The organism is Actinopolymorpha cephalotaxi (assembly GCF_013408535.1).
GTDB lineage: Bacteria > Actinomycetota > Actinomycetes > Propionibacteriales > Actinopolymorphaceae > Actinopolymorpha > Actinopolymorpha cephalotaxi.
The window spans coordinates 6317337-6334626 of sequence record NZ_JACBZA010000001.1; the positions used below are offsets into that span (position 1 = coordinate 6317337).

Sequence of the window (17290 nt, forward strand, 5' to 3'; positions counted from 1 at the left end):
CCCATGGTGACCGTTCGGCCGGACCCGTCGTACCAGCATCCGGCGTTCGAGGGCTGGGGCACCAGCCTGGTCTGGTTCGCCAACGCCACCGGCGACTACCCCGACGAGCTGCGGGAGACGCTGGTGCGGCTGGTCTTCGGTGAGGACGGGCTCCGCCTCACCATCGCCCGCTACAACATCGGCGGCGGCAACGCGCCCGACGTCCGCGACTACCTCCGCCCCGGCGGCGCCGTGCAGGGCTGGTGGCAGGCGCCGGAAGGCACCACCCGCGGGGACGTCGACTGGTGGTCGGCGGACGACCCGGCCGACTGGAACGTCGACGCCGACTCCACGCAGCGCTGGTGGGTGGACCGGATCAGGCCGTACGTCACGAAGTGGGAGACGTTCGCCAACTCCCCGCCGTGGTTCATGACCCGGTCCGGCTACGTGTCCGGCGGGTTCCTCCCCTGGAACGACCAGCTGAAGGCCACGAGCGTCGACGACTTCGCGCGCTACGTCGTTGGGGTCACCGAGCGCCTGGAGGCCGCGCACGGCATCAGGGTCGACAGCATCGACCCGTTCAACGAGCCGAACACGAACCACTGGGTCACCATCCTCGGCTTCGACGGGCGGCCGGTCGGCGTACGCCAGGAGGGCGCCCACCTCGGCCCAGAGCTCCAGCAGCGGGTCGTCCACGCGCTCGCGGACGCCCTGGCCGGCTCGGCCACCGAGGCCCGGATCGCGGCGATGGACGAGACCAATCCGTCGATCTTCGTACGCAACTGGACGAGCTATCCCGCCGACGTGAAGGCGGCGGTGGGCAGGATGAACGTGCACACGTACGCCACCGCCCGGCGTACCGCGGTCCGCGACCTGGCCAAGTCCGACGGCAAGCCACTGTGGATGTCGGAGGTCGAAGGCGACTGGGGCCACGGCCAGGACTTCGAGGACATGGAGCCCGGGCTGGGGCTGGCCCAGCACATCACCGACGACCTGCGGGAGCTCGAACCCTCGGCCTGGGTGTTCTGGCAGCCGGTCGAGGACTACGACAACATGACGCCCGGCGGCCAGGGAGACCTCGGCGGCAACTGGGGCGAGATCCAGGTGCCGTTCGACTGCACCGGCGAGGACACGTCGCGGACCTGCCCGGTGCATACCAACCAGAAGTTCAACACCGCCCGCAACTTCACCCACCACATCCGGCCGGGTGACCACCTGGTGAAGGTCGACGACGCCAACACGGTCGCGGCGATCCGCCCCGGCGCGCACACCATCACCCTCGTGCACACCAACCCGACGCCGGACCCGCGCGACCTGCTGCTCGACCTGTCGAAGTTCGCCACAGTGGGACCGGGCGCCACCGTCACCGCGATCGTCACCGACCGGTCCGGCGCCCTGCGGGCGAGCGCCCCGGTCCCGGTCGACGGCGTGGAGACGAACGTACGGGTGCCGGCGAGGTCGGTCACCACACTGGTCGTGACCGACGTGGCGGGGGTGGCCGAGGACGCGGCCACCTTCCGGGACGGGCACCGCTACCGGTTCGTCGGCGTCCAGTGCGGCAGGTCGCTGGCCGTCGATCGGTCGGGACGGGACGGCCTGGTCGTCCGGACCACCGACGTGGCGAGCGACGACCAACTGTGGACCGTGACCCGGCTGACCGGCGGCTGGACCAACCGCGAGCACCACCAGCTGCGCGCACACGACGGCCGGCAGGTGGCGGTACGGTCCGGGGCGCTCGTCCTCGAGCCGGCGCAGGAGACCCCGGACGAGGCGGCACGGTGGTACCTGTCCACGACCGGTGACGGCACCTACACGATGGCGAGTGTCGCCGGGCCGGGGAACATCGAGGTCACCGGCCAGGCGATGGCCGACGGCTCGGCAGTCGGTGTGTGGCCGCCCAACGCCGGACCCAACCAGCGGTGGCAGGTGACCGACGTGACCGACGTGACGGACGCGACGGACGTGCGGAATGTGACGGACGCCGGTGTCGGTCGTACGAACGCCGGTAGCGGCCAGCGACGAGGATTCCCTTCCGCCACAACGTGAATACCGTCGGTGCATGGCTGACGCGAACAAGGCGAACCTCACCGCGGAGCAGGTCGACCGCTACCACGAGCAGGGTTTCCTCGCCCTGGAGTCGTTCATCTCCGCCGACGAGGTGCAGCGGATGCGGGCCATCTACGACCGGCTCTTCGCCGACCGGGCGGGGCGTTCGGCCGGTGACCAGTTCGACCTCGCCGGTGCGGACGAGGACGACAGCGCGGCCCGGCTGCCGCAGATCCTGAAGCCGTCGCAGTACGCACCGGAGCTTCTGCGCAGCGAGACCGTCGCGCGGGTGCTGGCCGTCCTCGCGGCACTTCTCGGGCCGACCGCGACGATGGGCGGCGACCACGCCATCAACAAGCCGCCGCGCCACGGTGCGGAGACACCCTGGCACCAGGACGAGGCGTACTGGGATCCGGCGTACACCTACCGCTCGCTCAGTATCTGGATCCCGCTGCAGGAAGCCACCGTCGACAACGGCTGCATGCAGTTCGTTCCCGGCTCCCACCGTGGCGAGGTGTTGCCGCACCGCCCGATCGGCGGCGACCCGCGCGTGCACGGGCTGGAGGTGGTGCCCGGAACGATCGACGTGTCCGCCGCCGTGGCCTGCCCCCTCCCGCCGGGCGGCGCGACCATCCACACCAACCGGACCGTGCACTACGCGTCGGCCAACCACTCCGACGACCACCGGCGCGCCTACATCGTCGGCGGCGGCACACCACGCGAGCCGGTGGCGGTGCCCAGGGAGTACCCCTGGCGCGCCGGGCAGCAGACGACCGCCCGGGCGCAACGTGCCCAGGCCGCGACGCGGACGGAAGGATGACGATGCCGGCTCTCCCTGTGCGGGACACGTCGAGAGGGAACCTCTCCCGGCGGCGGCTGCTGGAACTCGTCGGCCTCGGTGCCGTGGGAACGGCAGCAGCGGCCGGCACGGCTGCCTGCGCCGCCGAGCCACGCGGCCAGGGCGGTGACGGGAAGTCCGGGAAGGCGCAGGAGTTCCACGGCGCCTGGCCCTACCAGGTGCCGCCGAAGGGCCACTTCAACCTGATGTCGGGCGTCACCGACGCGATCGGGCTGGGCATGTACCTCGACCTGATCTTCCTTCCGGGCGGGATGTGGTACTGGAAGGAACAGAAGTGGGAACCCCTGCTGGGGCAGAAGTGGGGGTTCGAGGAGAAGACCAGCACCTTCTTGTACACGATCAAGGACGGGCTCACCTGGAACGACGGTTCGCCGATCACCAGCCAGGACGTGCTGTCGACCTTCTGGTGCCGGCGGGTGATGCGGCAGTCGGAGTGGGAGTTCGTGACCAAGCTGGAGGCCGCGGACGAGCGCACCGTGGTGTTCACCATGAACAACCCGTCGACGGTGGTGGAGCGGTACGTCGTGCGAGCGGCGGTGTTCCCGCACGCGATGTACGGAGGTTTCGCCAAGCGGGCAACGGATCTCTTTTCCGGCGGCGGGAGCCTGGACGACGCGGACGGGAAGAAGCTCAACGAGGAGTTGCAGGCGTACCGGCCGAAGAACCCGGAGAAGGAGGTGCTCACCAGCGGCCCCTTCCGCTACGACTTCAATAGCATCACCAACGCCCAGCTCACGCTACGCAAGAACGACAAAGGATGGGGAGCGGACCGGATCAACTTCGACACGATCACGGTCTTCAACGGCGAGACGACCGACGTCACGCCGGTGGTGCTGGCGAAGAACGTCGACTACGCGACGCACGGCTTCCCGACCGCGACCGAGAAGGAGCTGCTCAGCAAGGGCTTTCGGATCATTCGCCCGCCGACCTACGCCGGCGGCGGGCTGTTCCTCAACCTGGACAAGCTTCCCGAGTTCCGCGACGTCCGTGCCCGGCAGGGTCTGGCGCACGCGATCGACCGCCGGCTGGCCGCCGAGGTCGGCGGCGACTCCTACAAGCCCGTACAGCTGATGGCCGGGTTCTCCGACATCCTGGTGCCCCAGTGGCTCTCCGACGCCGACCAGGCACGGCTGAACCACTACGAGCACGACCAGGACCAGGCGGCGTCGATCCTGACGGCCGCGGGCTGGACCAGGCGCGGAGGGAAATGGCTCACCCCGCAGGGGAAACCGGCCACCTACGAGATCAACTATCCCGCTGAGTACTTCGACTACGTGGCCGCGGCGCAGAGCATCACCCGGCAGCTCAAGAAGTTCGGCATCCAGCTCAACATGCGGGGTGTGACGTTCACCCAGCAGCCGATCGACCTGGACAAGGGGCGGTTCGAGTTCGCCATGCAGGGCTGGGGTGCGTCCAGTGCGCCGCATCCGCACTTCTCCTTCGTGGCCGCGTTCTTCACCCACAACATCCCGATCGCCGCCAACCAGGGCGGCAAGGGAATCGCGTTCCCGCTGACCCAGAACACCAAGGCGTTCGGGAAGGTCGACCTGGAGAAGGTGGTGCACGACGCCGGTGCCGGGCTGGACGAGAAGAAGCAGCGGCAGAACGTTGCGATCGCCGCGCGGGCGTTCAACGAACTGCTCCCGATCATCCCGATCGAGGAGCGCTACGGGAACAACCCTGCCCTGCAGGGCGTACGCGTGAAGGAGTGGCCTCCGGACAGTGACCCGATCATGCTGAACGCGCCGTACGCCGACAACTTCACCACCCTGCTGATGTTCAAGGGCAAGCTCCAGCCGGCCTGAGCACGTCGGGTGTACGGGTCGGGTGCTCGCACGGGGGAGCACCCGACCCCGGGTGGCGCGGGCGCGACGGATCCTGGCGGAGTTAGGCCTCGGCGGGCCGGGACCTCGGTGTGGCTCAACCTCGTTCTAGGGTGGACGTTTCACACCTGGGCAGGAAGGAAGTTGCCGCGCCGATGATCGAGCCGTTCACGATCGAGATTTCACAGTCGGCCCTGGACGATCTGCGCCGGCGGCTGGCGCGGACGCGCTGGCCCGAACCCGAACCGGTGGGCGACTGGTCGCAGGGTGTGCCGTTGCGGCAGTTGCAGGAGCTGTGTGCGTACTGGGCGGACGGCTACGACTGGCGCGCGACGGAACGCCGGCTCAACGCGATCCCGCAGTTCCGCACCGAGATCGACGGTGTGCAGATCCACTTCCTGCACGTGCGGTCGCCGCGCCCGGACGCGACGCCGCTGGTGCTCACTCACGGCTGGCCGGGCTCGTTCTGCGAGTTCGAGCAGGCGATCGGACCGCTCACCGATCCCGAGCGGCACGGCGGGGATCCCGCCGACGCCTTCGATGTCGTGGTGCCCTCGCTGCCCGGCTACGCGTTCAGTGGTACGCCGTCCACGACCGCCTGGGGCATCCACCGCATCGCCCGCGCCTGGTGTGAGCTGATGACCCGCCTCGGTTACGACCGCTTCGTCGCGGCCGGCAGTGACTGGGGCACCAGCATCTCGACCAGCATCGCCCTGCAGCGACCGGACCGGCTGCTCGGGCTGCACCTCGTGCCCCCGCTGGCCGCGCCCGACCGCGATGCGCCCGATCTCACCGACGCCGAGCGCTCGGCCCTGGACGACCTCGACGAGCGCACCCGAACGGGAAGCGGCTACTCCGCGATGCACAGCACCCGGCCGCAGACCGTGGGGTACGGCCTGGTCGACTCACCGTCCGGCCTGGCCGGGTGGATCGGGGAGAAGCTGTGGCTGTGGGCCGATCGGAGCAGCGGCGGCCTCACTCGTGACCAGATGCTCGACGACCTGAGCATCTACTGGTTCACCGGTACGGCGGCGTCCTCGGCCCGGCTGTACTGGGAGAGCATCGACGAGGTGGCCCCGTGGTTCACCTCCGCCACCGCCGACACCATCGCCGTCCCCACCGGGGCCAGCGTGTTTCCGGCGGAGGCGCCGCGCCCGTCCCGCCGCTGGGCCGAGCGCAGGTTCACCAACATCGTCCACTGGAGCGAACCGCCGCGCGGTGGGCACTTCGGGGCGTGGGAGCAGCCCGGGCTGTTCGTCGCGGACGTACGTGCCACCGCCCGCGCCCTGCGCCGCACGTCGTGAGGGTGTCCGGCGGTCCCGGCCCGGCGCAATCCGGTTGCCTGCCGCACCCGGCTCCCGGCAGGGTGGCCGGATGACTCTCACCATTCAGTGCGTCGTCGTCGATTCGGCGGACCCCGGCCGGCTGGCCACCTTCTGGGAGGCGGCCCTCGGCTGGCGGCGTACCCACGACACTCCCAACGAGGTTGCCCTGGAACCCCCCGCCGGCTCGATCTGGGACTGCGTGGCGCCGGATCTGCTGTTCGTACGGGTGCCGGACGAGAGGGCAGGCAAGAACAGGTTGCACCTCGACCTGCGCCCGGAGGGCCAGGCCGCCGAGGTGGCACGGCTGGAGTCGCTGGGTGCGTCCCGGGCTGAGGTAGGTCAGGACGCGGATGCCTCGTGGGTGGTGATGACCGACCCGGAGGGCAACGAGTTCTGCGTCCTCCGGCCTTTCACCGCCGAGCAGAGCGCCGAACTCGCCCGCATCCGCGCCGCCCGCACGTCCGCCGACGATTAGTGCCGCAACGACGCTCGGGTTCAGTCCCCGCGTAGAGCAGCCTGGGCGAGGATCCGGTCGGCGACGTCCATCGTCTTCACGGCATCCCGGAACGGCGAGCTCGTCAGCTCCCGTCCGGCCAGCAGCGAGTCGACGAACTCGCGGTTCTTCTGCCGGAACCCGCCGAAAACATGGAGCTCCTCGCTGCCGGCCACCGAGCGGGCGTCGTACTCCACCGGCTCGATCTCGCCGTCGGCGTACAACTGCGCACCGGTCTCCGGGTCGGCGTCGCAGGCGATGCTCGCAGCGTGCATCTGGACGCGGAACACCCGGCGCCCACTGGCCCAGTTGCACAGCATCACGCCGGTCGCGCCGGTGCTGAAGTGCAGCGTGGCGGTGATCCAGTTGATGTCGGGTACGCCGATCCGCCCGCAGCGACTCTCGATCCCTTCGACGTCCCCACCGCAGATCCAGCGCAACGTGTCGATGACGTGTACGCCGTCGTCGAGCATCCGGTCGCGCGGTGACCAGAACGGCCGCGGGTCGCACTTGTAGAACTCGCACACCGCGTGCACGATCGGCCCGCGTTCCAGGCACGCGTCCCGCAGCTTCGACAGCAGTGGGCTGGTACGCCGTTGGAAGCTCACCTGGGTGATCGCGCCGTGCTCCTCGGCGAGGGTCGCCAGCATCTGGGCCTGGTGGCGGCTGAGGCCGAGCGGCTTCTCCACATAGAGGTTGAGCCCCTGTTGCAGGCACCACACCCAGACGTCGTACATCAGGTGCGGCTGGCCGACCGCGTACACCCCGTCGGGCGCGGTCTCCTCCACCATCTGCCGGTAGTCGGCGTAGCGCCCCTCGATCCCGTAGCGGTCCGCGACGCTGTCCAGCCGTTGCCGGTCGAGGTCGCAGGCGCCGACGATGCCGACGTTCGGGAACGACGCCAGGGAAGGAAGATGCACTCGCTGGGTCATGGCGCCGAGTCCGATCAGCGCCACCTTCGTGTCACTCATGCCGTGCCTCGCCGCCTGACTGCCGGGCAGGGACTGGCAGGCCCAGTCCCTGACATGTAAGGGTTTCGGATGGCCATGCCGGCTGGAGGAGACCATCTGATGCGCACAGTGTTGTTCACCAAGCTGTTCGGGTCCCGCGGACTGGACGAGATCGGACCCACCGTGGCCGACCTCGGCTTCGACGGCGTCGACCTGCTGATCCGGCCGGGCTTCTCGGTGACCCCGGACGAGGCGGACCGGTTGCCGCGCGCCGTGGCCGACCTGCGGGCGCTCGGTCTCGACGTGCCGATGGCGACGACCGACCTCACCGACCCGGCGAACTTCCCCACCGCGAAGGTGTTCGGCGCGTGCGCGGAGGCCGGAGTCGGCCTGATCCGGCTGGGCTACTGGAACTACGACGGGTCCCGTCCGTACGACGGCATCCGAGACCAGGCGCGGCGCGACCTCGACGAGCTCGAACGCCTCGCCGCGTCGTACGGCGTCGGTCTGGCGATCCAGTTGCACGGCGGCACGATCCACTCCTCCGGAGCGCTCACCCGGGTGCTGCTGGAGGGCCGCGACCCGGCGGCGGTCAGTGCCTACCCCGACCCCGGGAACCAGGTGGTCCAGGACGGCCGGGAGGACTGGCGGCTGACGTTCGACGTGCTGCGGCCCTGGCTGCGGTGTGTCGGGGTGAAGAACGGCGGCTGGTTCGCGGGCGGCACCCTGGACAGCGGCGCGCGGGCCTGGCAGTCGGACTGGCTCGGCCTCGCCGACGGCATGGTGCCGTGGCCGGAGATCCTGGACCACCTGCGTACGACCGGATTCGACGGACTGCTGTCGTTCCACAGCCACTACGAACTGCCGTACGAGCAGGTGCTCGACCAGACCCGCACCGACCTGCGGTTCGTCCGGAGATGTCTGGAACGGGCCGAGGCGAGCTGACCGGCGTTCTCCCGGCGGGCGCAACCACCAGTTGACGCAACCGTACGGTTGCCATACAGTGGCAACCGTACGGTTGCCACTGACTGGAGGTTGCACATGAGCTTTCCCGATCACATCGAGCGGACCGTCGAGGTCGCTCACCCGCCGGCCAAGGTGTGGGCGGCCCTCACCACCGCCGAGGGTCTGGGTGCCTGGTTCGGCAATCAGGCGACGATCGACCTGCGTCCCGGCGGATCGGCGCAGATGACGTGGGACGGCGGACAGAAAGCCGACCTACGGGTAGAGCGGGTGGAGGAGCCGAAGGTGTTCGGCTATACCTGGCAGATCTCCGGACTTCCCGAGGACGATCCGCGTCGCACCTACGTCGAGTTCACGCTCGAACCCACCGCGGCGGGCACCCGGCTCACCGTGGTCGAGAGCGGCTTCGCCCAGCTGCCCGACGACGCCTACGACGCGGCGTACAAGGGCAACATCGAGGGCTGGGCGCACGAACTGGGCGAACTCGTCGACTACCTCGATGCGGCCTGAACCCGCCGACATCGAGGCCACCGCCGAGCAGGTGTTCGTCGCCCTGGCCGACCCGACCCGGCGCGCCATTCTGGCGGAGCTGGCCTCGGCGGGCCCGGCCACGGGGACGGACCTGGCCGACCGGCTGCCGATCACCAGGCAGGCGATCGCCAAACACCTTGCCCTGTTGACCGACGCGGGTCTGGTGACCGCCGAGGCGGGCGAACGCCGACGGGTGCGGTACCGCCTGCGTTCCGCGCCGATGCAGGTGGCCCAGCAGTTCCTGGCCGCCCTGGCCCGCGACTGGGACAGCCCGCTCGACGCCCTGAAGGACCACCTCGACCGAGGAGCCGGAGGACGCGAGGCGAAGTGAACACCGCAGGCCCGACCGGCCGCTGCCGTACGACATCGTGCGGCAGCGGTCAGTTCTCGCCGACGACCTGTCGGTCGGGGGAGGAGAACGAGACGACGAACACGGCGGTGTCCGGGCCGACGTTGCGGGCGTTGTGGGACACGCCCTGCGGGATGCTGATGGTGTCGCCGGCGCTCATCCGTACGGTCTCGTCGTCGAAGCTGTGCTCGATCGTGCCCCGCAGGACGTGCAGAACCTCGTCGCAGTTGGGGTGGTAGTGCCGGGGATTCTGCTGACCGGGGTCGATGTAACACCGGCCCACGGTCATCGTGGTGGAGTTGCCGAGCCGGCCGGACACCATCCAGACGAGGCGACCCCAGGGCGTCTGCTCGATCTCGTGGTCGGGGACGTTGGCGAGGGCGGTGGCGACGTCGGGCATCAGGATGCTCCGTTCTCGTTCGGCGACGACGGGCTCAGGGGAAGGGGAAGGTCGACGAAGGCTCCGGCGGGCACGGTCCGGTAGGCCTCGAACAGCCGCATGACGGCGAGCGAGTCCTCCAGAGTCCCCTTGGTGGGTGGGGTTCCGGACAGAACGCTGTCGCAGAAGTGCAGGATCTCCGGTACGTAACCGAGGTAGAAGAGGTTCTTGTTGTAGAGCTGGCCCAGCGAGAACTCCGGCTCCCACCGCAGCGGTGCGTGGTCCTCGTCGACGACGTAGGAGGACGAACGGCCGTAGCCGAGCCGCGCGCCCCTCCGGTAGTAGGTGAGCCGGACGCTGTTGTCCACAACGACGTTGGCGTCCTGCCCGACCACCTCGACCCGCTCGAGCGGACTGGTCACCGCGCTGCCGGCGGCCAGGTGCAGCGTCCCGATCGCGCCGGAGGCGAAGCGCAGCGACGCCGTGCTGGCGCCGGAGACCGGTTCCCACTGGTAGCCGAACCCCTGCACGTCGCCCATCAGGTAGTGCAGAACCGCGCCCGGGTGGTAGATGTGGTCCAGGAAACCACGCATCGCCGCCAGGTCGTGGCGTTTCTCGAACGCGGGAAGGCTTTGCGGGTAGCGAACGCTGATCGAGGTCACCTCGCCGAACTCCGGTGCGGAGATGATCTCCTTCGTACGTTCCATCGCGGGGGTGAAGATCTTCTTCAGGCCGGTCATCACGAACCTGCCCGCCGCCGCGGACTCCTTCTGCAGTTGGTGAATCTCGGCGACCGACGCGGCAGTGGGCTTCTCCATCCAGACGTGGGCGCCGGCCCGCATGCAGTCCAGGGCGAGGTCGGTCGCCTGGACCCGGCCGTCCTCGTCGTACGACGTGACGACGAAGACCGCGGCCGGCCGTTCACGTTCGAGCAGTTCGCGGTGGTCGGTGTAGGAACGCGGTGCCCCGAACAGCCGGGCGTAGTCCGCCGCTCGTTCACCGTCGAGGTCACACACCGCCCGCAGGTCGACCGGCGCGTACTGGAAGGACGGGTAGACGTTGCGGTAGGAGTGGCCGCCGGCTCCGATGAAGGCGATCGGGATCCGTTCGTCGTACTCGAACTGGTATGTGATGTGGTCCACCACTCCTACCGTTGCGCACCTCGTGCGCCCGCACCCCGCTTGTAGCCGGAACCGGCCGTCTCGAGTTCGGCGAACCATCTGCCGGCCTTCGACACCGACCAGCGCCGGTGAAGACCCGCGGCGGCGCAGATCGCGTCGACCGCGTCGGCACCCACCCAGGCCCACGGAAACCACGGCCCGGCGGACCCGGACGCATCCACCAGCCGTACCCGGTCCCGCTGCAGGCCGTACCCCGGCGGATGGGTCTCGACCAGCACGTTGCCGCCGGGTTCGAGCAGATCGGCGACGCGGCGGAGCAGCGCGGCGGGGTCCCCGCCGATCCCGATGTTCCCGTCCGCGAGCAGTACGTGCCCCCACCGGCGTTCACCCGGCAGCGGATCGAAGACACTCCGGCACAGGGCGGCCGCGCCCCTCGCGCGGGTCATCGCGACCGCCGTGGGTGAGGTGTCCACTCCGAGGGCGAGCACGCCACGCGCGGTAAGGCTCGCCGCCATCCTGCCCGGGCCGCACCCGACGTCGAGCGTCGGCCGCGAGCAGGGGTCGAGGAGGGCCGCGTCGCTCGCGCCCGCCGGTGCGAGCCAGCGGGCAAGGTCCACCGGCTCGCGGGCGCCACCGGATCGCTGCATGACGGTTTCGCCAACTGGGGCTCGCGTTCTGGGTCCGCGGTCGCGGACGTGATCTGGGTGCACGGCGTCGAAGATAGGGCGGGAACGGCTCGGATCGGCCCGGCCGGCGCATTACCGAACGATGACGTCGCGCCCGGGTCGTGGCCTGCTCGGACCCCCGGGCGCGATGATGGAGCCCATGGACCAGCGCCAGGACACCAGCGCCCGGCCGAACCCGGATGATTCGCCCGCGCACGCTTCCTGGTGCGTACTCGTGGTGGACGACGACGTCACGGTACGCGACGTCGTTCGCCGTTATCTGGAACGGGAAGGACAGCGGGTCCTGCTTGCCGGGGACGGCGAGACCGCGCTGGCGATCATCGCGGAGGAGTCCCCGGACCTGGTGGTGCTCGACCTGATGCTCCCCGGTGCCGACGGGATCGAGGTGTGCACGCGGATCCGGCGGGCGTCCACGCTGCCGGTGATCATGCTGACCGCACTGGGCGAGGAGCACGACCGGGTGCTCGGCCTGGAGGTCGGCGCCGACGACTACGTGACCAAGCCGTTCAGCCCGCGAGAGCTCACGTTGCGGGTGCTGTCGGTCCTGCGGCGTACCGAGGCGGCGCGGGCGACTCACCGGCCGCCCGACGTGGACCGGCCCCTCGTCGACGGTGACCTCGCGGTCGACCCGGCAGCCCGGCGGGCCGAGCTCGCCGGCCGCGAGATCGCCCTGACCATCCGCGAGTTCGACCTGCTGGTGTTCCTGATGCGCAACCCGAGTACGGCGTTCACGCGTACGCAGTTGCTGGAACGCGTGTGGGGCTGGAACTTCGGCGACCACTCCACGGTCACGGTGCACGTGCGGCGGCTGCGGGAGAAGATCGAACCCCTCCCCACCAAGCCCGCCCGGATCGTCACCGTCTGGGGAGTGGGTTACCGCTACGAGCCCCGGGAGTGACTGTCATGCCCGCATTGACAGCGGCAACAGCCGCCGATCCCGGTTTCCTCACCGAGGTGGTGCACGTCGCGCCGTACGCCGTGGCGTTCTCGCTGCCGGTAGCCCTCCTCGGATCCCTCGCCCTGCACCTGCTGCGGGGCCGTGGCCTGACCGCCTCCGCGACCGTGCTGGTGCTGACGCCGCTGGCCGCCACGCTGGCCGGGGTGCTCGGCGTGAGTGGCTTCATGTTCACGCCGATTCTCACCACCACGTTGGTGATCTGCCTGTTGGTCGCGGCGGTGACCGTGCCGTCCGGTCTGCTGCTCGGCCGATCCCTTGCCAGGCGCAGCGTCTGGGAACGCGACGCCCGCGCACGTGAGCGCGCCGCCGAGGCCGCCCGCCGCGAACTGGTCGCCTGGGTGAGCCACGACCTTCGTACGCCACTGGCGGGTATCCGCGCGATGTCGGAGGCGCTTGCCGACGGCGTGGTGTCGCGTCCCGGCGAGGTGCACGAGTACGCCCAGCGGATCACCGGCGAGGCGCAGCGGCTGAGCGGCATGGTCGACGACCTCTTCGAACTCTCCCGGATCGCCGCCGGCGCACTGCGGCTCACCCTGTCGGCGGTGGATCTCGCCGAGGTCGTGGACGAGGCGGTGGCCGCCGAACGTCCGGTCGCCGAGCGGGCGGGAGTCGTCCTCCGGTCACACGCGGCCGGTGGCCCCGCGGTGCTCGGCAGCTCACCCGAACTCGCCCGCGTCGTACGTAACCTGATCTCCAACGCCGTACGCCACACGCCGTCGGATGGCAGTGTCGTGGTCCAGGTGGGTCACGACGACGCGGAGGCCTGGGTCTTCGTCGACGACGGCTGCGGCGGCATCCCGGACGCGGACCTCACCCGGGTCTTCGAGGTGGCGTTCCGGGGCGCCCAGGCTCGCTCGCCCGAACCCGAGCCGTCCGAGCAGTTCACCGGCCGGCAGGGCGGAAGCGGCCTCGGGCTGGCCATCGCCCGGGGACTGGTCGAGGCGCACCACGGCCGGATCGAGGCGGCCAACCTCGGGCCGGGCTGCCGGTTCGAGGTGCGCCTGCCGCTGGCGGCCTGAGCCGCCGGGATCACCAACCCTCAACGGAGCGGGTCGGTCGCGAACGCGCGGACTCCGTCGGCGAACGAGGTACGGGCCTGAAACCCCAACGTGGCAACGGCTTTCGCAGGGTCGGCGACCACGTGCCGTACGTCGCCGGGCCGGGCTCCACCGACGATCCTCGGTGCCGGGCCGCCGCAGGCCTCGGCGAGAGTTCCGGCGAGGTCGGCGATGGTGTGCGGCTCACCGGAACACACGTTGACCGCCTCGAACCGGCCCGCGTGGGCGTCCGTGTCGGTGTCCGTGTCCGCCCCCGCCTCGACCGCAAGCGCGTTCGCGAGCGCGACGTCGCGCACATGCACGAAGTCGCGCCACTGCCGGCCGTCCTCGAGGACGGTGGGCGCCTCGCCCCGCTCGAGTGCGGAGCGGAACATCGCCGCCACACCGGAGTACGGCGTGTCGCGGGGCATCCGCGGACCGTAGACGTTGTGGTAGCGCAACGCCCAGACGCTGCCTCCGGACTGGCGGGCCCACGCGGACGCGTAGTTCTCCTGGGCGAGTTTGGACGCGGCGTAGGTGCTGCGCGGATCCGGTGCGGCGTCCTCCTGCACGAGCCCCGGCGCCAGCGGGGTCCCACAGGCGGGGCATCCCGGCTCGTACTTCCCGCTGTCAAGGTCGGATTGGCGCCGTGGTCCCGGTCGGGCCGGACCGTGCTCGGGGCAGCGATAGGCACCCTCGCCGTAGATCACCATCGACGAGGCGAGGACGAGCCGGCGAACTCCGTGTTCGTGCATCGCGGCGAGCAGGCAGGCGGTCGCGTAGTCGTTGTGCTCGGCGTACGCGGGCGCGTCGGACGGGTCCACACCGTGGCCGACCATCGCGGCCTGGTGGCAGACGGCGTCGACGCCCGGCAGCACGGAGTCGAGGACGTCGCGGTCCTGGATCCTTGCCCGGACGACCTGGTGCAGTTCGGCCGCGGAGAGCGGAGCCTGCGCCGCTTCGGCGCCGTGCGCCACGGGTAGGAGGGCGTCGACGACGAGGACGTCGTGTCCGCGTTCGGTGAGGAGTTCGGCGACGTGGGAGCCGATGAAACCGGCGCCGCCGGTGACCAGGACGCGCATGCCGACCACGCTAACGGTGATTCGCCGCCGCGGGTGGTCTCCGGTCGCTCCGCCGGATGCCCGTCACTGTTTCGTAAGCACGCTCGGCCTTCTGGGCCCGGCCGGTCGCTCGTAGCGTGGTCGAGGTGGTGATCGACGTCGTGTTGCCGAGCCTGAACGAGGCCGAGGCCCTGCCCTGGGTGCTCGACCGGATGCCGCCTGGTTTCCGGCCGATCGTGGTCGACAACGGGAGTACGGACCGGACCGTCGAGGTTGCCCGTGCCCACGGCGCCGAGGTGGTGCGGGAGCCGCAGCGGGGCTTCGGCGCGGCCTGTCACGCGGGCCTGCGGGCCGCGACCGCGGAAGTGGTGGCCTTTTGCGACGCGGACGGCTCCCTGGATCCCCGCCTCCTGCCCTCGGTGGCCGGTCCGGTGCTGGCCGGTGAAGCCGACCTCGTACTGGGAAGACGGCGAGCGACCGGCCGGCGTTCCTGGCCGGTGCACGCGCGACTCGGCAACGCGGTGCTGGCCCGGACGTTGCGCCGGCGCACGGGTGTCCGGGTGCGCGACATCGGGCCGATGCGGGCCGCCTCACGGGAAGCCCTGCTGGCGCTGGGGATCCGGGACCGGCGGTTCGGCTACCCGCTGGAGATGGTCGTCCGGGCGGCGGAGCAGGGGTGGCGGGTGGTCGAGGTCGACGTGGAGTACCGGCCGCGGGTCGGCGGACGGTCGAAGGTCACCGGAAGCGTGCGTGGAACGTTCCGTGCCGTCAAGGACATGCGCGCCGTGCTCGGGCAGGTCACCCGTGACCGATGACCCGAAGGCGTCCGCGGACGTGACGATCGTCGTCCTGGCGAAGGATCCGCGGCCGGGTCACGTCAAGACCCGGTTGACACCGCCGTGCACACCCGAGCAGGCGTCCCGGCTGGCGGCGGCGGCACTCGCGGACACCCTGGCGGTGGTGGGGCAGACACCCGCGCGAGGCCGCGTGCTCGCCCTGCGGGGCCGGCCCGGACCGTGGGTGCCGGCGGGTTTCGAGGTCGTGCCGCAGGTGCAGGGCTCGCTCAACGTGCGGATCGCGGCGGCACTGGCCTCGGTGGACGGCCCGGTACTGCTGGTCGGGATGGACACCCCGCAGCTCACGACGGACCTGCTGACGTGTGACTTCTCCCGTGCCGACGCCTACCTGGGCGCGGCCGAGGACGGCGGGTTCTGGGCGCTCGGGCTGGCCGACCCCGATCCCGCACCAGTGTTCGGCGTACCCATGTCCGTCTCCCACACCGGCGCGGTGCTCCGTCAACGGCTCCTTGCGTCCGGTCTGCGGGTCGCCGATCTGCCACCGCTGCGGGATGTGGACACCTGGGACGACGCCGTCGCGGTGGCCGCGCAGGCTCCGCACACCCGCTTCGCCCACACGATGGCGGGGCTGAACGCGTGATGCCCGATACGACGCGGACGAACCCGTTCCGGCCGACGTTCTGGCGGAGCCCGCTACGCGGACCGTGGCTGACGTCCGTGCTGGGACTGGTCCTGCTGGTGGGGCTGACCCTCGTGTTCGTCACCGGACTGTTGTCCTACGACGCGTACAACCCCTGGCTCGGTGGGAAGTTCAACGACCCGACACCGGGCAGGGGGATCCTCGGCTTCTACCTGTTCGAGTGGCCGACCCGGCCGGTGTGGCTCTATCGGCTGACGCAGGGCGTGCACGTGCTGGTGGGGCTCGCGCTGGTGCCCGTACTCCTGGCGAAGCTGTGGTCGGTGATCCCGAAGCTGTTCGCGTGGCCGCCGGTCGCCTCGCCCGCCCAGGCGATCGAACGACTCAGCCTGCTCCTCCTCGTCGGCGGTGGCTTCTTCGAGTTCGCGACCGGCATCGTCAACATCCAGTACTGGTACGTCTTTCCCACCGGCTTCTACGCCGCGCACTTTTACGGCGCCTGGGTGTTCGTGGCTGCTCTGGTCGTGCACGTGGCGTTCCGCACCCGGATCGTGGTGACCGCGCTGCGGTCCCGCAGCCTCCGCGGTGAACTGCGGACCGGCCTCGCCGACACCCACCCCGAGCCGCCGGACAGCCACGGCCTGGTGGCGCAGGCGCCGGCTCCGCCGACGATGACCCGGCGCGGCCTGCTCGCGCTGGTAGGCGGCGGCTCGCTGCTGATCCTGGCGATGTCGGCCGGGCAGACGATCGGCGGGCCGTTGCGAAGGCTCGCGCTGCTGGCCCCGCGCGGCGGCGTGCAGGGCACGGCGCCCGGCGACTTCCCGGTGAACAAGACCGCGGCCTACCGCGGCATCACCGTCGCAGAGACGGGCCCGGACTGGCGGCTGCTCCTCGTCGGGCGGCGCACGGTCCGGCTGTCGCGCGCGGACCTGCTCGCCCTTCCCCAGCACACCGAACGGCTGCCGATCGCCTGCGTGGAAGGGTGGTCGACCGTGCAGGACTGGACCGGCGTACGGCTACGTGACCTCGTCGGCCTTGCCGGTCTGAAGGATCCTGGCACACTCGCCGGCGCTCACGTCGAATCGCTGCAGCGCGGCGGCGGGTTCGGCTCGGCGAACCTCGCGGCGAACCAGCTCCTGGATCCGCGTTCCCTGCTGGCGCTCCGGGTCAACGGCGCCGACCTGTCCCTGGACCACGGCTTCCCGGCCCGCGTCATGGTCGCGAACGGTCCCGGCGTACACAACACGAAGTGGGTCTCGGCGATGACGTTCCACGGGACCTTCGAGGTGTGAGGCG

Annotated in this window: 18 protein-coding genes; 13 read left to right on the plus strand and 5 right to left on the minus strand. The window is 70.5% G+C overall.

Annotation, left to right across the window (positions count from 1 at the left end; all coding sequences use genetic code 11):
* Positions 1-3 precede the first annotated feature (3 nt).
* The 5 genes from FHR37_RS28125 to FHR37_RS28145 all read left to right on the plus strand — a co-directional run bounded on the left by FHR37_RS28125 (position 4) and on the right by FHR37_RS28145 (position 6507).
* Entirely contained in the window at positions 4-2025 is a 2022-nt protein-coding gene (locus FHR37_RS28125; RefSeq protein WP_092890601.1) for an RICIN domain-containing protein, read from the plus strand.
* A gap of 13 nt (positions 2026-2038) precedes the next feature.
* Positions 2039-2845: a phytanoyl-CoA dioxygenase family protein gene (locus FHR37_RS28130; protein WP_092890604.1), complete on the plus strand. Its 807-nt coding sequence runs from the start codon at positions 2039-2041 to the stop codon at positions 2843-2845.
* Positions 2846-2847: 2 nt separating this feature from the next.
* Complete coding sequence (locus tag FHR37_RS28135; protein ID WP_092890607.1) at positions 2848-4689, plus strand: ABC transporter substrate-binding protein; 1842 nt, start codon at positions 2848-2850, stop codon at positions 4687-4689.
* A 173-nt stretch (positions 4690-4862) separates the two neighbouring features.
* Entirely contained in the window at positions 4863-6011 is a 1149-nt protein-coding gene (locus tag FHR37_RS28140) for an epoxide hydrolase family protein (RefSeq protein ID WP_092890610.1), read from the plus strand.
* 70 nt (positions 6012-6081) lie between these two features.
* Positions 6082-6507, plus strand: a complete 426-nt coding sequence (locus tag FHR37_RS28145; RefSeq protein WP_092890613.1) for a VOC family protein — start codon at positions 6082-6084, stop codon at positions 6505-6507.
* Positions 6508-6527: 20 nt separating this feature from the next.
* On the opposite strand, the gene FHR37_RS28150 is transcribed toward FHR37_RS28145, so the two are convergent.
* Entirely contained in the window at positions 6528-7496 is a 969-nt protein-coding gene (locus tag FHR37_RS28150; RefSeq protein ID WP_092890616.1) for a Gfo/Idh/MocA family protein, read from the minus strand.
* A 99-nt stretch (positions 7497-7595) separates the two neighbouring features.
* Between FHR37_RS28150 and FHR37_RS28155 the strand changes: the two genes are divergently transcribed.
* The 3 genes from FHR37_RS28155 (at position 7596) to FHR37_RS28165 (ending at position 9300) form a co-directional block, all read left to right on the plus strand.
* On the plus strand, positions 7596-8420 hold the full coding sequence (locus tag FHR37_RS28155) for a sugar phosphate isomerase/epimerase family protein (protein WP_175542857.1): 825 nt from the start codon (positions 7596-7598) through the stop codon (positions 8418-8420).
* A gap of 96 nt (positions 8421-8516) precedes the next feature.
* Complete coding sequence (locus FHR37_RS28160; RefSeq protein ID WP_092890622.1) at positions 8517-8948, plus strand: SRPBCC domain-containing protein; 432 nt, start codon at positions 8517-8519, stop codon at positions 8946-8948.
* Complete coding sequence (locus FHR37_RS28165; protein ID WP_092890625.1) at positions 8938-9300, plus strand: ArsR/SmtB family transcription factor; 363 nt, start codon at positions 8938-8940, stop codon at positions 9298-9300. The genes FHR37_RS28160 and FHR37_RS28165 overlap by 11 nt, the downstream gene beginning before the upstream one ends.
* Positions 9301-9349: 49 nt before the next feature.
* Here FHR37_RS28165 and FHR37_RS28170 read toward each other — a convergent pair whose 3' ends face one another.
* Genes FHR37_RS28170 through FHR37_RS28180 form a run of 3 tightly spaced genes read right to left on the minus strand, consistent with a single transcriptional unit; the run spans position 9350 to position 11465 of the window.
* Complete coding sequence (locus FHR37_RS28170; RefSeq protein ID WP_092890628.1) at positions 9350-9718, minus strand: cupin domain-containing protein; 369 nt, start codon at positions 9716-9718, stop codon at positions 9350-9352.
* Positions 9718-10839, minus strand: a complete 1122-nt coding sequence (locus FHR37_RS28175) for a Gfo/Idh/MocA family protein (protein ID WP_202818423.1) — start codon at positions 10837-10839, stop codon at positions 9718-9720. The genes FHR37_RS28170 and FHR37_RS28175 overlap by 1 nt, the downstream gene beginning before the upstream one ends.
* 5 nt (positions 10840-10844) lie before the next feature.
* On the minus strand, positions 10845-11465 hold the full coding sequence (locus tag FHR37_RS28180; RefSeq protein ID WP_092890634.1) for a methyltransferase domain-containing protein: 621 nt from the start codon (positions 11463-11465) through the stop codon (positions 10845-10847).
* 178 nt (positions 11466-11643) lie between these two features.
* On the opposite strand from FHR37_RS28180, the gene FHR37_RS28185 reads away from it, so the two are divergent.
* Together FHR37_RS28185 and FHR37_RS28190 are read left to right on the plus strand one after the other, a co-directional pair.
* Positions 11644-12402: a response regulator transcription factor gene (locus FHR37_RS28185; protein ID WP_092890637.1), complete on the plus strand. Its 759-nt coding sequence runs from the start codon at positions 11644-11646 to the stop codon at positions 12400-12402.
* 5 nt (positions 12403-12407) lie between these two features.
* Complete coding sequence (locus FHR37_RS28190) at positions 12408-13481, plus strand: sensor histidine kinase (RefSeq protein WP_092890640.1); 1074 nt, start codon at positions 12408-12410, stop codon at positions 13479-13481.
* Positions 13482-13501: 20 nt separating this feature from the next.
* Here FHR37_RS28190 and FHR37_RS28195 read toward each other — a convergent pair whose 3' ends face one another.
* Entirely contained in the window at positions 13502-14581 is a 1080-nt protein-coding gene (locus tag FHR37_RS28195; RefSeq protein ID WP_092890657.1) for an NAD-dependent epimerase/dehydratase family protein, read from the minus strand.
* 125 nt (positions 14582-14706) lie between these two features.
* Here FHR37_RS28195 and FHR37_RS28200 point away from each other — a divergent pair, with 125 nt between their 5' ends.
* Genes FHR37_RS28200 through FHR37_RS28210 form a run of 3 tightly spaced genes read left to right on the plus strand, consistent with a single transcriptional unit; the run spans position 14707 to position 17286 of the window.
* Positions 14707-15375: a glycosyltransferase family 2 protein gene (locus tag FHR37_RS28200; RefSeq protein WP_237769139.1), complete on the plus strand. Its 669-nt coding sequence runs from the start codon at positions 14707-14709 to the stop codon at positions 15373-15375.
* Positions 15365-15997, plus strand: a complete 633-nt coding sequence (locus FHR37_RS28205) for a TIGR04282 family arsenosugar biosynthesis glycosyltransferase (RefSeq protein ID WP_202818425.1) — start codon at positions 15365-15367, stop codon at positions 15995-15997. The genes FHR37_RS28200 and FHR37_RS28205 overlap by 11 nt, the downstream gene beginning before the upstream one ends.
* On the plus strand, positions 15997-17286 hold the full coding sequence (locus tag FHR37_RS28210; protein WP_092890643.1) for a molybdopterin-dependent oxidoreductase: 1290 nt from the start codon (positions 15997-15999) through the stop codon (positions 17284-17286). The genes FHR37_RS28205 and FHR37_RS28210 overlap by 1 nt, the downstream gene beginning before the upstream one ends.
* Positions 17287-17290: the final 4 nt, after the last annotated feature.

Excerpts from the sequence above, each read along its gene's own strand:
- FHR37_RS28160 (WP_092890622.1), top strand. The coding sequence starts at position 8,517 with ATGAGCTTTCCCGATCACATCGAGCGGACCGTCGAGGTCGCTCACCCG.
- FHR37_RS28185 (WP_092890637.1), top strand. The coding sequence starts at position 11,644 with ATGGACCAGCGCCAGGACACCAGCGCCCGGCCGAACCCGGATGATTCG.
- FHR37_RS28130 (WP_092890604.1), top strand. The coding sequence starts at position 2,039 with ATGGCTGACGCGAACAAGGCGAACCTCACCGCGGAGCAGGTCGACCGC.
- FHR37_RS28210 (WP_092890643.1), top strand. The coding sequence starts at position 15,997 with ATGCCCGATACGACGCGGACGAACCCGTTCCGGCCGACGTTCTGGCGG.
- FHR37_RS28170 (WP_092890628.1), bottom strand. The coding sequence starts at position 9,718 with ATGCCCGACGTCGCCACCGCCCTCGCCAACGTCCCCGACCACGAGATC.
- FHR37_RS28155 (WP_175542857.1), top strand. The coding sequence starts at position 7,596 with ATGCGCACAGTGTTGTTCACCAAGCTGTTCGGGTCCCGCGGACTGGAC.
- FHR37_RS28195 (WP_092890657.1), bottom strand. The coding sequence starts at position 14,581 with ATGCGCGTCCTGGTCACCGGCGGCGCCGGTTTCATCGGCTCCCACGTC.
- FHR37_RS28145 (WP_092890613.1), top strand. The coding sequence starts at position 6,082 with ATGACTCTCACCATTCAGTGCGTCGTCGTCGATTCGGCGGACCCCGGC.
- FHR37_RS28190 (WP_092890640.1), top strand. The coding sequence starts at position 12,408 with ATGCCCGCATTGACAGCGGCAACAGCCGCCGATCCCGGTTTCCTCACC.
- FHR37_RS28150 (WP_092890616.1), bottom strand. The coding sequence starts at position 7,496 with ATGAGTGACACGAAGGTGGCGCTGATCGGACTCGGCGCCATGACCCAG.
- FHR37_RS28165 (WP_092890625.1), top strand. The coding sequence starts at position 8,938 with ATGCGGCCTGAACCCGCCGACATCGAGGCCACCGCCGAGCAGGTGTTC.
- FHR37_RS28180 (WP_092890634.1), bottom strand. The coding sequence starts at position 11,465 with ATGCAGCGATCCGGTGGCGCCCGCGAGCCGGTGGACCTTGCCCGCTGG.
- FHR37_RS28140 (WP_092890610.1), top strand. The coding sequence starts at position 4,863 with ATGATCGAGCCGTTCACGATCGAGATTTCACAGTCGGCCCTGGACGAT.
- FHR37_RS28135 (WP_092890607.1), top strand. The coding sequence starts at position 2,848 with ATGCCGGCTCTCCCTGTGCGGGACACGTCGAGAGGGAACCTCTCCCGG.
- FHR37_RS28125 (WP_092890601.1), top strand. The coding sequence starts at position 4 with ATGGTGACCGTTCGGCCGGACCCGTCGTACCAGCATCCGGCGTTCGAG.